The organism is Pseudarthrobacter sp. NCCP-2145, assembly GCF_023708005.1.
Taxonomy (GTDB): domain Bacteria; phylum Actinomycetota; class Actinomycetes; order Actinomycetales; family Micrococcaceae; genus Arthrobacter; species Arthrobacter oxydans.
In genome coordinates, this window is sequence record NZ_BRCG01000001.1 from 240289 (window position 1) to 253923 (window position 13635).

General features: G+C 65.7%; 12 protein-coding genes and 1 pseudogene. 5 read left to right on the forward strand and 8 right to left on the reverse strand.

The window, feature by feature from the left end:
• Positions 1-21 precede the first annotated feature (21 nt).
• Positions 22-1337 (reverse strand): annotated as a pseudogene (locus tag NFU08_RS01105) (GNAT family N-acetyltransferase).
• Positions 1338-1568: 231 nt separating this feature from the next.
• Here NFU08_RS01105 and NFU08_RS01110 point away from each other — a divergent pair.
• Positions 1569-3026: an APC family permease gene (locus NFU08_RS01110; RefSeq protein ID WP_251420165.1), complete on the forward strand. Its 1458-nt coding sequence runs from the start codon at positions 1569-1571 to the stop codon at positions 3024-3026.
• A 92-nt stretch (positions 3027-3118) separates the two neighbouring features.
• Here NFU08_RS01110 and polA read toward each other — a convergent pair whose 3' ends face one another.
• Entirely contained in the window at positions 3119-5803 is a 2685-nt protein-coding gene (polA, locus tag NFU08_RS01115; RefSeq protein WP_377087904.1) for a DNA polymerase I, read from the reverse strand.
• A gap of 193 nt (positions 5804-5996) precedes the next feature.
• Between polA and NFU08_RS01120 the strand changes: the two genes are divergently transcribed.
• From NFU08_RS01120 to NFU08_RS01130, 3 genes are all read left to right on the forward strand, one after another.
• Positions 5997-6506, forward strand: a complete 510-nt coding sequence (locus tag NFU08_RS01120; protein WP_174174620.1) for a hotdog fold thioesterase — start codon at positions 5997-5999, stop codon at positions 6504-6506.
• Positions 6507-6554: 48 nt separating this feature from the next.
• Positions 6555-6980, forward strand: a complete 426-nt coding sequence (locus tag NFU08_RS01125; protein WP_251420166.1) for a hypothetical protein — start codon at positions 6555-6557, stop codon at positions 6978-6980.
• A 176-nt stretch (positions 6981-7156) separates the two neighbouring features.
• Positions 7157-8770 carry an HNH endonuclease signature motif containing protein gene (locus NFU08_RS01130; protein WP_251420167.1) on the forward strand — a complete coding sequence of 538 codons (1614 nt, stop codon included), beginning with the start codon at positions 7157-7159 and terminating at the stop codon, positions 8768-8770.
• A gap of 53 nt (positions 8771-8823) precedes the next feature.
• Here the strand turns inward: NFU08_RS01130 and NFU08_RS01135 are convergent, their stop codons facing one another.
• The 6 genes from NFU08_RS01135 to NFU08_RS01160 all read right to left on the reverse strand — a co-directional run bounded on the left by NFU08_RS01135 (position 8824) and on the right by NFU08_RS01160 (position 12874).
• A complete protein-coding gene (locus tag NFU08_RS01135; protein WP_251420168.1) occupies positions 8824-9384 on the reverse strand; it encodes a dihydrofolate reductase family protein in 561 nt (186 codons plus the stop codon).
• Between the two features lie 132 nt (positions 9385-9516).
• Positions 9517-9738, reverse strand: a complete 222-nt coding sequence (locus NFU08_RS01140; protein WP_066275545.1) for a hypothetical protein — start codon at positions 9736-9738, stop codon at positions 9517-9519.
• Positions 9735-10988: an inorganic phosphate transporter gene (locus NFU08_RS01145; RefSeq protein ID WP_285835558.1), complete on the reverse strand. Its 1254-nt coding sequence runs from the start codon at positions 10986-10988 to the stop codon at positions 9735-9737. Before NFU08_RS01145 ends, NFU08_RS01140 begins: the two co-directional genes overlap by 4 nt.
• A 153-nt stretch (positions 10989-11141) precedes the next feature.
• A complete protein-coding gene (locus tag NFU08_RS01150) occupies positions 11142-11648 on the reverse strand; it encodes an HAD domain-containing protein (protein WP_251420169.1) in 507 nt (168 codons plus the stop codon).
• 19 nt (positions 11649-11667) lie between these two features.
• Complete coding sequence (locus NFU08_RS01155; protein ID WP_251420170.1) at positions 11668-12354, reverse strand: hypothetical protein; 687 nt, start codon at positions 12352-12354, stop codon at positions 11668-11670.
• A 79-nt stretch (positions 12355-12433) separates the two neighbouring features.
• On the reverse strand, positions 12434-12874 hold the full coding sequence (locus NFU08_RS01160) for a VOC family protein (RefSeq protein WP_251420171.1): 441 nt from the start codon (positions 12872-12874) through the stop codon (positions 12434-12436).
• A gap of 131 nt (positions 12875-13005) precedes the next feature.
• Between NFU08_RS01160 and NFU08_RS01165 the strand changes: the two genes are divergently transcribed.
• The gene (locus NFU08_RS01165; RefSeq protein ID WP_174174631.1) at positions 13006-13626 is read left to right on the forward strand and encodes an L-threonylcarbamoyladenylate synthase; all 621 of its coding nucleotides are present in this window, start codon (positions 13006-13008) and stop codon (positions 13624-13626) included.
• Positions 13627-13635: the final 9 nt, after the last annotated feature.

Consider the following 13635-nt stretch of genomic DNA (forward strand, 5'->3'; position numbering starts at 1 on the left):
GCGTGAGCCCGTCCCTGCGGCTCAGAAGTGGGTGAGGCAGTGCGTTGCCCGTTCCACCGCGAACATCTGCCGTGCTTTCAGGGTGGCGCCGGGGGTGTTTTCGGTGATCCGCCCTGCCGCGGCCAGCGTGACAGGACACACCCCGCCCAGGTAGATCGAGGACAGGGCGGAGACATCCAGAGCCAGGTCCGCCTGGGCGGTGTCCGGCAGGCGCTCGACGGCGGCCTGGCCGCCGTCGACGTCCAGGGCGTACTTCCCTGCCGTCAGGCCGAGCGGGTCCGCAATGCCGAAAACAAGCCGGCCATCCGCCGGGTAGTGCCGGGCTACCAGCGCCTTGCGGGCGTCGAGGATGCGGAGCCACAGCATGTCCCGGCTGTCCGACGAATCGATGCAGCGAGGATCGTCGAGTGCCCATGCCAGGGGGTCGTCAACCGGCGCCTCGTCCCATGAAACGCGTTCCACGAGGTCGATGGCGCCAAGGAACTGCCACAGTTCCAGGTAGGCGTCATGGCCCGCCGCCACGAGGTCCACGACCTCCACGGTGTAGGGCTCCGTGTCCCAGCCCAGGAACTTGTAGGAGACGTAGCCGTCAATGTCGCCGCCCGGGCCGTAGTGGAGCGCGACTTTGATTGCCGGGTCCTCCTTGCCGTCACGGCCCAGGGACCCTGAGGCCAACTGTCGGTACCAGTCCTGCCTCCCCATGGACCCGGGGGTAAGCCGGTGCACCCGCTCGAAGACCTCCGGGCCAGGCGCAGCAGCGCTTTGGGATCGGCAACCTCGACGCTTCCGGCAGGCAGGTGGCGGAGGTTGAAGCGCGCAGTGGTGTCCACCTTGACGGAGCGCTCAAAGCTGGCCACGCCGTACCCGAAGCGGCCGTAGATGGTGCCTTCCGAGGCGGTAAGGGCGGCCATGGCGATGCCGTCATCCTTGGCGAGGCGCAGGTCCTCGCTCATCATCGCCCGCAGGAGGCCCCGCCGCCGGTGCGACGTGCGCACCGTCACCGATGTGACCATCTGGGATTCGAGCATCCGGCCAAATCCGATATTGAGGGTCTTGCGGAAGGTGGCGAAGGTGGCCACCGGCACCGTTGCCGGCAGGGAGGACGGCGCCACCGCCCCAGTCTGGTAGACGCCGGTGAGCACCCGGCGGTCGGCTTCGTACGTGGCGAGCGATTTTGCCACGTGCTCCGGAGTCCTGGTGGATTCATGGAATCCGAAGGACACAGCACGGGACCAGGCTTCCGCCTCCGCGTACCCGTCCTTGCCCTCGGAGACTGCGCCAAAGCGCCGGATTTCATAGTTGCCACTCAGTTCTGCCACGGATACGAGCCTAGTCATGGCCGGCGGCCTTCACCAGTCACCCACGCGCCACGGCCGCGCGCCGCTGCAGGCACCCGCCATCGGGATCCTGTTCAACTTCGGCCGCAGCATCCTGGGCCAATGTGCAGTGCGCTGCCAGCCCAGTGGGTCTAAGTTGGAGCAGGACGTGACGTGCTTCACATGCGTGGGACACGCGGTCTGGACCCACGTGACATTTCTGCCCGCAGTACCTGACCCTAGCGAGGACACATGCAAGTTTCTCAAGCAGAACAAACACCGGACGCATCCCTGCTGAAAGTCCTGGGCAACTGGGATGCCCTGGCGCTCGGATTCGGAGCCATGATCGGCTTCGGCTGGGTGGTCCTCACCGGCGGCTGGATCGCGTCAGCCGGGACCATGGGGGCCGTCCTGGCCATGATCACCGGTGGCGCCATCATGGGCGTGGTGGGTCTCACCTACGCCGAGCTGACCGCGGCCATGCCGAAGGCGGGTGGTGAACACAACTTCCTGCTCCGCGGAATGGGCCCACGGTGGTCCTTCATCGGCTCCTGGGCCATCACCGGCGGGTACATCACCATCGTTGCCTTTGAGGCCGTGGCGCTGCCCCGGACTGCGCAATACCTCTTCCCGAACCTCAGCCAGATCCCCCTGTGGGAAGTGGCCGGCTATCAGGTGCACCTGACCTGGGCGCTGGTGGGGGCTGTCGCAGCGGTCGTGATCACCGGAATCAACATCCTCGGGGTGAAGCTTGCCGGTGTTGCCCAGACGTTCGTAGTGGTTTTCCTGCTGGTCATTGGCCTGATGCTGGTGTTCGGTTCCTTCGTTGGAGGTTCGGCGAAGAACATGGAGCCCTTCTTCACGGGCGGCCTGAACGGCTACTTCGCCGTCCTGGTGGTGGTTCCGTTCCTGTTCGTGGGCTTCGACGTCATCCCGCAGTCAGCCGAAGAAGTGGACATTCCGGCACGGCAGATAGGCAGGCTCGTCGTCGTCGCCGTCATCCTCGCAACGATCTGGTACGTCATGACGGTCCTGACCACGTCCTCGGCGATGCCCGCGGGCGAGATAGCACAGGCGGACATTGCAACAGCCGATGCCATGGGTGCGCTGTTCGGCAGTGACGTGATGGCCAAGATCCTGATTGCCGGTGGAATCGCGGGAATCCTGACCTCCTGGAACTCGCTGCTCCTGGGTGCCTCGCGCCTGATGTTCTCGATGGCACGGTCCGGGATGCTGCCCGGGTGGTTCGCCAAACTGCATCCGAAGTACCGCACGCCGGTCAACGCGCTCCTGTTCATCGGCGTGCTGTCCTTTGTTGCGCCGTTCTTCGGCGTATCGATGCTCGGCTGGCTTGTGGATTCGGGAGCGCCCAGCATCGTTATCGCCTACATCCTGGTCTCTGTGGTGTTCGTGATCCTGCGCCGGCGCGAGCCCGGGATGGACCGCCCGCTCCGCGTGGGCGGCCAGGGCAACGGCGGCATCATGATCGGCGTTGCCGCGGTGGTTCTCTGCCTGGGACTGCTTAGCCTCTACATGCCGGGCATGCCCGCAGCCCTCACCCCGCCGCCGTGGATCCTGTTCGGCCTCTGGTGGATGCTCGGGGCGGTCCTGCTGTTCCGCATCCCGTCCGGCATCGCTCCCGGCGAGGACGCTGAGCACGACCTGCTGGAGCGGCTGAGGCAGCGGCGGGAGGCAACAAGGAACAGCTGACGGCAGGCCCTGCCCTGCGGCAGGGCCTTGCTGACAACGTGAAAGAGGTGGGACGGTTGTCCGTCCCACCTCTTTTTGCCTTGCGCGTGGGCTTAGTGCCCGGCGTCGTACCAGCTGGGTCCGACGCCGATCTGGACCTCAAGCGGAACGCTCAGGTCCGCCGCGGCAGCCATCTGCTCGGTGACCAGTTTCTCCACGGCGGCGCGTTCGCCGGTGGCGACTTCCAGGACGAGTTCGTCATGGACCTGCAGCAGCATCCGTGACTTCAGCCCCTGGGCCTTCAATTCAGCGTGGACACCGAGCATGGCACGCTTGATGATGTCCGCCGCCGAGCCCTGGATGGGGCTGTTCAGTGCGATGCGTTCGGCGTTTTCGCGCAGCTGCCTGTCCGTGCTGGTCAGGTCCGGCAGGTACCGCCGGCGTCCCTCGATGGTGGCCGTGTAGCCGTCCACGCGGGCCTGGTCGACGACGCCGCGAAGGTAGTCGCGGACGGCGCCGAACCGGTCGAAGTAGTCCTTCATGAGGGTCCGTGCTTCATCGACGGAGATCTCCAGCTGCTTGGACAGGCCGAAGGACGTCAGGCCGTAGGCCAGGCCATAGGACATGGCCTTCACCTTCGAGCGCATGGCGCTGGTGACCTCTTCGGTGGGCACGTGGAAGATGTTCGAGCCGACGAACCGGTGCAGGTCCTCGCCGTCCTTGTAGGCCTGGATGAGGCCCTGGTCGCCGGACAGGTGCGCCATGATGCGCATCTCAATCTGCGAGTAGTCCGCGGACAGCAGGCATTCGTAACCCTCCCCCACCACGAAGATGCCCCGGACGCGCCGGCCTTCCTCGCTGCGGATGGGGATGTTCTGCAGGTTGGGGTTGTTGGAGGAGATCCGGCCCGTTGCTGCCACGTTCTGCGCGTACGTGGTGTGGATGCGGCCGTCCTCTGCCACCGATTTCTTCAGGGATTCAAGCATCTGGCGCAGCTTGGCGGCCTCGCGGTGGGCCATCAGCTGCACCAGGAACTCGTGCCCGGTCTTTTCCAGCAGGTTCTTCAGCGAGGCCGCGTCCGTGGTGTAGCCCGACTTGATCTTCTTGGTCTTGGGCAGCTGGAGTTCCTCGAACAGGACAGTCTGGAGCTGCTTGGGCGAGCCCAGGTTGACCTCGTGGCCGATCGCCGCAAAGGCCTGCTCCTGCGCCTGGTCGATGACCCTGGCAAGGTCGGCGAGCTGGTCGTCCATGCGTGCCATGTCGATGCCGATGCCGGCGAGTTCCATGTCCGCAAGGACCCGGCTGACGGGCAGCTCCAGCGTGGACAGGAGTTCCTCGGCCCGGCGCTCCTTCAGTTCCGATTCGAAGTAGCTGCTGAGGGCAAGGACGACGGCGGCGGCCTGGACCAGCGCGTCGGCGGCGGCATCGTCCTCGCCGTCGAAGGAGAGCTCCAGCTGCCCTGCCTTGGCTGTTGCGCCAGGGATACCCACGTTCAGGTGGTGCTGGGCCAGCTCGGCGAGTTCATAGGTGCGCCGGTCGGGCTGGATGAGGTAGCCGGAGATGGAGGTATCGTCCACGACGCCGTCCAGCTCCAGCCCACGGGAACTCAGGGCTTTGAGAGCGGCCTTGAAGCCGTGCATGACCTTCGGAGCGCCGGGGTCGCGCAGCCAGGCAGCCAGGACGTTCTCCGTCTCGGCATCCTGTCCGGTCAGGTCAATGTAGGCGGCGGCGCCGTTCCGTACGATGGCCAGCGCTGCGGCGTCCTCGCCGATGCGGCCGGGGATGAGGTCTACCGCGAGGGCGGAGCGTTGTCCGGCGCCCGCGGCCAGGAACGCGGACAGTTCCGCGGCGTCACCCGGGGTGACGTACTCGGGAGTGTCGATGCTCTCCCGCTCGGCGGCCGGCTTGTCCTCATCGCCGTACAGCGCGAAGAGCCTGTTGCGGATGGTCTTGAATTCAAGTTTGTCGAAGAGGTCCTCGAGTGCTGCCTGGTCAGGGCGCGGCTGGTACAGGTCATCGAGTGTGACGGGGAGTTCAAGGTCCGTGTGGAGCTGGTTCAGCCGGCGGTTCCGCTTCACGGCGTCGACGTTCTCGCGCAGCGCGTCGCCCACCTTGCCGCCAATGGAATCCAGGTGTTCCAGGACGCCCTCGAGTCCCCCGTAGAGGTTGATCCACTTGGCTGCGGTCTTCGGTCCGACGCCGGGCACGCCCGGGAGGTTGTCCGCGGTTTCGCCCACCAGTGCGGCGAGGTCGGAGTACCTGCCGGGGCTGACGAAGTACTTTGCCTCGATGGCGGCGGCATCCATCCGCGGAATATCGCTGACGCCCTTTTTGGGGTACAGCACAAAGACGTTGTCCGTGATGAGCTGGAATGCGTCCCGGTCCCCCGACACCAGCAGTACCTCGTACCCGGCCTTTTCACCCATGGCGGCGAGGGTGGCCAGGATGTCATCAGCCTCATAACCGGGCATTTTGATGGTCTTGATGCCCCAGGCCTCCATGACCTGCCCAATGAGGTCAATCTGGTTGTTCATCTCCCGGGGGGTTTCGTTCCGGCCACCCTTGTATTCGCTGTACTCGGTCTTGCGGTGGGTGGACTCGTCGGAGACGTCGAAGGCCACGGCGATGTGGGTTGGCTGCTGCTCCTTGATGAGGTTGATCAGCATGGAGGTGAATCCGTGGATGGCGTTAGTGTGCTGCCCGTTGGTGGTTGAGAACTTGTCCGCAGGCAGCGCGAAAAAAGCGCGGAAGGCCATGGAGTGGCCGTCCAGGACGAGCAGCCGCGGCTGGCCGGTCATGGGGACTACGGGGGCGGCGGTCGCTGAAACGGACCCGCCGGCCGGGACCCCAACGTTGTCCTGACCTGCACCTTCCCCGACTGCAGCGTCCTGGAGGGCGATTGAGCCCTGCGGGGCGTTGTCCTCCTGCAGGGTTTGGGACGGGAAAGGGGCCGGTTTGGTTGTTTCACTCACAGGTGCCAGCCTAGTTGCCATGATGGACAATTTCACGCCCGGCCCCTTCGCCGAAGAGCTTTCCGCCGCCGGCATCCCTGAGCACCTGCATGCCTGGCTTGGGCAGTTCGGGATCGGCGCCCTGGTGGTAAAAATGGGGATCCGGTTCCAGGAGATGAGCCCCGGGCGCAGCGTTGCCACCATGCCGGTGGAGGGCAACACGCAGGTCGCGGGAATCCTGCACGGCGGGGCGCACGTGGTGCTCGCCGAAACACTGGGATCCTTCGCCGCCGGGATGCATGCCGGGCCGGGCCGCCATGCGGTGGGCATCGAGGTCAACGCCACCCATCACCGCTCCATCTCCACCGGAACCGTGACGGGAACGTGCACAGCCATCCATCTGGGCCGGACCCTGGCCACCCATGAGATCGTGATGACCGACGAGCAGGGCAGGCGGCTGTCCACGGCACGCATCACCAATATGATCCGGGACAACATCCCCGAGCCCCGTCCAAAAGCGGCGGGTCAGTCCGTTGCAGGGGACGACTAACGACGGCTGACAGTGACGATGCACAAGGCGGCCCCTTAACCCGAACGCATGCGCAGGATCAGCGGAACCTGGATTGCCGGTGTCTCGTTGCTGCTGACCGCGTGTTCCGCTGCACCTGCGTCAGTTGCTGAATCTGAGCACGCGGGCGGGCTCCCAGCTCAAGCAATCACTGCCAAGCCAGACTCCTCCGGCCGGGATCTTGCATACCCTTTTCCGACGGCAGGCTGGCTGGACGACGGCGCCAGGTTCGCCATTGTGCTGGCCGGCAGTTCGAGCTGCCCTGCGTTTCCGTCCTCCATCGACGTTGCCGATCCTCACACCATTAAACTGGGCCTCGACACCCGCGGCGGACCCAACTGCATAGCCGACATGGCGCCGCGCACCTACATCATCAGGACTCCAACCGGGATAGACAGTTCGGGTCAGGTAACACTCCTGTTTGGCGAAACTACCGTGGCGCTGCCGCCGCTATAGAGCCCACCGGCTCCCGACCCCTGGCTCCCGGCTCCCGGCTCAATCAGGGTCCGCCAGGGTCACCTGGGCGCCAGCAGGCGGGGCAGGATTGGCGATTTCCGGTGGCAAAGCCGCTGAGGAAATCTCCGCCGTGGGCTGTCCGCCTCATTGTCGGACCCCCTTGGCAGGATGGGTTTATGGGCAGGGAAGCGGTGGCGAGGGCGTTTGCGGAGATCAGGGCCGCCCTTGCCGTGCTCGATGCGGAGGTGGACGGGCGCGGTTCGGAGCCGTTCTCCGCTGCCGATCCGTTGGCCGGGCTGGCAGACGGGAGCCTGGACATCCTCGCCGGTGCGGCGGCGGTGGAAGCCGGCGTGGCGGGGCTGAAGGCCCGCGCTGCCATGAAATACGCCGACACCGCCCACGCCCTGGCCCCTCCCGGAATGCCGGTGCCGGCACAGGAAATGGCCGTGGCCGCCGAAATCGGGTGCGTGCTGGCCCTCGGGCCACGGGCCGCCAGCACGTTCCTGTCCGCATCCCACGCACTGACCACCACCCTGCCCCTGACCCTCGCGGCCCTCCACACCGGCACGATCTCGTGGCAACACGCCCGGGCCATGGCGGACGAGGCAGCCACCCTCGACCCCGCCGGCGCCACCGCCCTGGAAGCCCACTTCCTGGACCCGGACACACCACGACCAGCCACCGCAGCAACGATCGGGGAGATGCCCGCTCACCGGTTCAAACACAAAGCCCGCACCTGGCGCGAACGCCACCATCCCGAATCGCTGGAGAAGCGCCATACCAAGGCCGCGGCGGACCGGCGGGTCGAATACCGGCCTGACCAGGACGGGATGGCCTGGCTCTCGGCCTGCCTCCCCGCCGACCAGGCCATGGCAGGCTGGAACCGGCTCAACGCCCTCTCCCGCGCCGCACAAGGACCCACCGAACCCCGCACCCTCACCCAACTCCGCGCCGATACCTTCGCCGAAGCCATCCTCACCAGCGGCACCAACAGTGGCAGCAACCACGGGAGAGCCGACAGTCCCGGCATTCCTGCAGATACCAGCGTCGCGGCAGACACCAGCGCCGCGGCAGGCACCAGCGCCGCGGCAGATACCAGCAGCGGGGCAGATGCAGGAACGGATCCCGCCCCGTCGTCGTCGATCCGGGCCCAGGTCCTCGTCACCGTCCCGGTCTTCGCCCTCATGGGCCTGACCGACGAACCAGCAATGCTCGACGGGTACGGACACATCCCAGCCTCCATGGCGAGGGACCTGGTCGCCAACGGCGCCGATTCGTTCCACCGCGTCCTGATTGACCCGCGGGACGGCGCCCCGCTGGAAATCGGGCGCACCAGCTACCGGGTCACCAAAGCCATGCGGAACTGGCTCCGGCTGCGCGACGGCAAATGCCCCTTCCCCGGCTGCAGCAACAGCTCTTTGGATAACGAGGCAGATCACCTCCTCGCCTGGCACGACGGCGACACCACCGGAATCAGCAACCTCGGACAACCCTGCCCAAAACACCACAAACTCCGGCACACCAGCGGCTGGACCCCAACACCAGCCACCAAAAACCAACCTCCCGGCTGGACATCACCCACCGGCCGCCAGTACAAAAGCGAACACCAGGACTGGGAACCACCCCACTGGCCGGAGTCTGCCCTGTCCGCCATGCCCGCGCACCTGAAACCCGGTGAGCAGCGCCGGGAACGTCACAGAGGGCAGGCACACCGCCCCGCGGATCTGCTTCATCGCGGGCTATCCCAGGCAGAAGTCGAGCTGGAGGAGTTCTTCTATGGCAGCGGCTGACCGGGCGGCTGCGCGGTCATTGATCTGCATGCCGACCGTTTTACTCCGTTGACCTATGTGCCGCTGGCCACGCTGCCATCCAAAAGGTACCGCAGCTCAACGATGCCCCTGCCCATGGTGCGGGAGGCAACCAGCTCGAGCGGCGGCGTCGGCCCTTCCAAAGGGAGCAGCCGCTTGCCGCTTCCCAATACGACGGGTATCACGGACAGGATAATTTCGTGGAGCAGGCCGGCGGCGGCGAACTGCGCGGCCAGGTTGCCGCCGCCCACCACCCAGATGTTCCTGCCGCCCGCGTCCCGTTCGAAGTCCGCTGCGAACTCGGTGACATCCCCGCGGACGAACGTGATGTCAGCGCCTGCCGGGACCGGGTACTCATGATGGGTGAACACGTAGGACGGCGTGCCGGGGTAAGGCCAGTTGTCCGGTTCGTGCTCCAAAAGCCAGGAGTAGGTTTCTCCGCCCATGACGATGCAGCCCACATCCGCCATGAACGACTCGTAGCTTTCCTTGCCGCCTTCGAACCCGTCGAACTGCAGGAGCCAGTCCAGGTCATCAGTGGGGGTGGCAATGAAGCCGTCCAGGGAGGCGGCGACGTAGTACTGGATGCGAGGCATGGGCCAAGCCTAGCCAACCACGCCAGAGCCTGCCAGAGACTGGCTGGACCAGAAACGGGTGGGCAGAAACCGGCTCACGCCAGACCGATTACGGCACTGCCGGCGTCGACCTGGGGAAGGAAAGGGGCCTGGTCAGCCGGAGAAGTACGGAATGATCAGGTACAGGCCGAAAAGAACCGCCAGGCTGCACAGGCCGAAGCAAATGTAGGCAAGCGACCGCTTGATACCCGGGGACGTCTGCTGGACGTCAGCGGCGATGGCGGTGAGCCGAACGCCGAGCGAGTAGAGGACCACAACTGTAACCGCGGCGGCCAGGGTGGCGCCGGCAACGGTCAGGAGTTCCAACCACTTCATCGCTGAGTCTCCTTCTGGTTGTTGGCGTCAGCGTCAGCCTTTGCCTGGGCCTTGGCTTTGGCGTGGGCGCGCGCACGCGCCATGGCCTTCTTTTTGGCGAAGCGCACGGCCTGGCCGGCTTCCTCCACCTCGATGGCGTTGTGGTGGCCGACTGCGGACTTGCGAGAGTAAAAGAACATAAAGAGGACAGCTGCCGTGCCGGCAACGGCGGCGATCAGGACGCCGATCACACCGGTCTTGACCAGCAGGGCGGTCAGGGCCCCCACAATGCCTGCGGCAGGAAGAGTGAACAGCCAGCCAAGGGCGATCTTGCCCACCATGCTCCAGCGGACGCTGGTTCCCTTCCGGCCCATGCCGGATCCGATCACGGAACCGGACGCCACCTGGGTAGTGGAGAGCGCAAAGCCGAGGTGCGAGGACGCAAGGATCGCGGACGCGGTGCTGGTCTCGGCCGCGAAACCCTGGGCGGGCTTCACTTCGGTGAGGCCGGCACCCATGGTGCGGATGATGCGCCATCCGCCGGCGTAGGTGCCCACGGCGATGGCGAGGGCGCACGCGGCAATCACCCAGAACTGGGGACCGGATCCGGGTTCCTGGGTGCCGGCGGCGATCAGCACCAGGGTGATGATGCCCATGGTCTTCTGGGCATCGTTGGTGCCGTGGGCCAGGGCTACCAGGCTTGAGGTGAAGATCTGTCCCGTACGGAAACCGCCGCGCTTCTGGGTGAGCTTGCTGCCGGTCTCCGGATCATGCCGGGACGTCAGGGCGTATGCCAGCCGCGTGCAGATGTAGGCGACAATGCCGGCGATCAGCGGAGCGAAGATGGCGGGGAGGATGACCTTTTGCATCAGGCCCTCGAGGTTGATCGAGTTGAAGCCGATGCCGGCGATCGCGGCGCCGATCAGACCGCCGAACAGCGCGTGCGAGGAACTCGACGGCAGGCCCTTGAGCCACGTGATCATGTTCCAGAGGATGGCGCCCATGAGGCCGGCGAAAATGATGTCCGGGGTGATCTGGATCCCGTCCGACCCTTCCCGGATGATTCCGCCGGAGACCGTCTTGGCCACCTCGGTGGACAGGAACGCGCCCACGAGGTTCAGGATGGCCGCCAGGGTCACCGCGGTCTTCGGCTTGATGGCACCGGTCGCAATGGGCGTGGCCATGGCATTCGCGGTGTCATGGAAGCCGTTCGTGAAGTCGAAAAATAGTGCCAGTGCGATGACCAGCGCCACCATGAAGGTGATATCCACCTGTTGCCCAATCTGCAGAGTCGACGTTCAGCAGTTTCATCTCCCCCGGCTGCCTTGCACAGCATAATTCACCAGCTGTTCGCTTGGAATGACCTGTGGCGTTAACACAACCGGCGTGAAACCTTATCGATCGTACGCGTCCCCGGCATCAGGTCAAAACAACGGCCGCACCAGAAATGACTGCACCCGCTGCAGTTCGGCGGGCGAGATTCCGCGCCGCGGGTCCGGGGACAGGGCCAGGATCCGGCGGCCCAGGAGCCTGGCCCAGGACTGCGCTTCTGCCTCGAATGCGAGCTGGTCGTCAATCCACGCCACGGCTTCCGGGCCGGTCTCCTCCACATCGTCCTGAATGGCCGCAAGCTTCCACCAGCCGTCGCCCGTACCCGCTCCATCCGCCGTCAGGTAGGGCCACCGTGCCCCGTCCAGGCCGATGGCCGGGCACAGGTACTGCGGGGCGAGTTCTTCCCAGCTGGTGAGCCAGACGCACCGCACCCCTGGCGTGGCGGCGATCCTGTTGAACGCGTCCACCAGTTCCGGCGCGTAGGCCACGGGCAGGAGCCCCGCGGTGGAATTTTTCCAGCCGGTTCCCCAGCCGCTGGCGCCTTCCGGTCCGAAAGGACAGATAACGCCGTCGACGTCGATATAGAGCGTGCGGGTCACGGCCGGTGGTCCAGGGAACCTAGCGGTGGCGGAAATCGGACGGTTCCCGGCCGGCGTCAAGCCCTGGCGCTGCCTGCCGTTCCAGGGCGGCAAGGGTGGCATCGGGCAGGACGATGAGGCCATCGAGTTCGCGGCGGGCGCGCTTATAGGCTGCCTGCCGCTCGGCTGGCGTTGCGGCATGGTCCCCGGCGATCCTCAGCAACTGCCGGGCAGTGGCAAGGCGTTCGCGTTCCGGGCCGGTGAACTTGCTGTCCCTGATCCGGAGGGCTTCACGTTCGGCCACGTCCAGCGCCACCGCGAAGCTGTTGACCGCCTTCCGGTAGGCTTCCAGCCGCGAGGGCGAGGTCATGTCCTCCGGGGAATCCGGGCGCTGGCCGTCCGCCTCCCTCTTCGCCCGGAGGAAGGCGACAGTGAGCGGTTCGCGGACATCGGTCATGAGCGGAAAATCGATGAGCTTCCCCACGTCCAGCTCATAATCCAGCCAGCGCTTATTGATGGCGTCGTGGGTGGCAACAAGCGCTTCAACGTCCGCTGCCGAGGCCCTTTCGAGTTCGCGGGACTGGTTCCTGAGCTTGTACAGCTCCACTTTTCGCCGGTGCCGCCGTTCGCCGGCCTTGCGCAGCGAGTTGGTCCAATGCCCGGCAAAGGCCATCGCGGGGAAGACCAGCCACCATTTATCGTCAAGGAACTCAAAGAGGGATTCCACGCGTCAATCCTCGCACCGCCCGGCACCCTCCTCAAGAACCCGCCTCCACCCCAGGAAACGGCACACGCCGGACGGCGGATCAGCCCTGGGGAGTTCCCGCGGCGCCCTGGGCGCTGTTGACGTTGACCAGCCAGGCCACGCCAAAGCGGTCCGTGCACATGCCGAAAATGTCACCCCACGGCGACTGCTCCATGGGCACGGTCACCGTTCCGCCGTCGCCGCTGAGCTTCTCGTAGTAGCCGCGGAGTTCTGCTTCATCGTCTCCGCTGAGGGAGATGGAAATGGACGCCCCGGGCGTATACCCCATGCTGTTCGGCGTGTCGGCGCCCATCAGCACCATCCCTTTGCTGGTGGTGAGCATGCCGTGCATGATCTTCTCCGACTCCGCAGGATCGTCGCTGGCCTGGAACTCCCCGAAGGTGCTCAGGGTCAACTCCCCGCCGAAGACGGACTGGTAGAAGTTCATCGCTTCGCGGGCGTTGTCGCGGAAGCTGAGGTAGGGATTGAGGGTGGTCGGCATGATGGATCTCCTTGGCGTGGGGACGGGACATGGTGGAACCAGTCACCATCCTGCCTCAAAGCAGGTGCCGGTGGTAGGGGAAAAGGGACGGGTGGTGCACAAGAGTCCGGCTGGGCCGTAGGCTCTGGGGCATGGCCAGATACTTTGACGTTCACCCCCAGGACCCCCAGCCGCGCGCCATCACCCAGGCGGTCAAGATAGTGCTCGACGGCGGCCTGATCGCCTACCCCACGGATTCCTGCTATGCGCTGGGCGCCCAGGTGGGCAACCGGGACGCCCTCGACCGGATCAGGAGCATCCGCCGGCTGGACGACAAGCACCACTTCACGCTGGTCTGCCGGGACTTTGCCCAGCTGGGACAGTTCGTGAACATCGGGAACGATGTCTTCCGCAGCATCAAGGCAGTCACCCCGGGCGGCTACACCTTCATCCTTCCGGCAACGAAGGAAGTTCCCAAGCGCCTGCTGCATCCCAAGAAGAAGACCGTGGGTGTGAGGATCCCGGACAACCGCGTGGTCCAGGCGCTGCTGGCAGAACTGGGCGAGCCGCTGCTCTCAAGCACCCTGCTGCTGCCCGACGAGGAGGATCCGCTGACCCAGGGGTGGGAAATCAAGGAACGCCTGGACCACCAGGTGGACGCCGTGATCGACGCCGGCGATTGCGGTTCCGAACCCACCACCGTGATCGACTACTCCTCCGGGGTGGCAGAAGTGGTCCGGCGCGGAACCGGCGACCCGTCCCGCTTCGAATAGACGGCCCGG

Excerpts from the sequence above, each read along its gene's own strand:
- NFU08_RS01110 (WP_251420165.1), top strand. The coding sequence starts at position 1,569 with ATGCAAGTTTCTCAAGCAGAACAAACACCGGACGCATCCCTGCTGAAA.
- polA (WP_377087904.1), bottom strand. The coding sequence starts at position 5,803 with ATGACCGGCCAGCCGCGGCTGCTCGTCCTGGACGGCCACTCCATGGCC.
- NFU08_RS01120 (WP_174174620.1), top strand. The coding sequence starts at position 5,997 with ATGATGGACAATTTCACGCCCGGCCCCTTCGCCGAAGAGCTTTCCGCC.
- NFU08_RS01125 (WP_251420166.1), top strand. The coding sequence starts at position 6,555 with ATGCGCAGGATCAGCGGAACCTGGATTGCCGGTGTCTCGTTGCTGCTG.
- NFU08_RS01130 (WP_251420167.1), top strand. The coding sequence starts at position 7,157 with ATGGGCAGGGAAGCGGTGGCGAGGGCGTTTGCGGAGATCAGGGCCGCC.
- NFU08_RS01135 (WP_251420168.1), bottom strand. The coding sequence starts at position 9,384 with ATGCCTCGCATCCAGTACTACGTCGCCGCCTCCCTGGACGGCTTCATT.
- NFU08_RS01140 (WP_066275545.1), bottom strand. The coding sequence starts at position 9,738 with ATGAAGTGGTTGGAACTCCTGACCGTTGCCGGCGCCACCCTGGCCGCC.
- NFU08_RS01160 (WP_251420171.1), bottom strand. The coding sequence starts at position 12,874 with ATGCCGACCACCCTCAATCCCTACCTCAGCTTCCGCGACAACGCCCGC.
- NFU08_RS01165 (WP_174174631.1), top strand. The coding sequence starts at position 13,006 with ATGGCCAGATACTTTGACGTTCACCCCCAGGACCCCCAGCCGCGCGCC.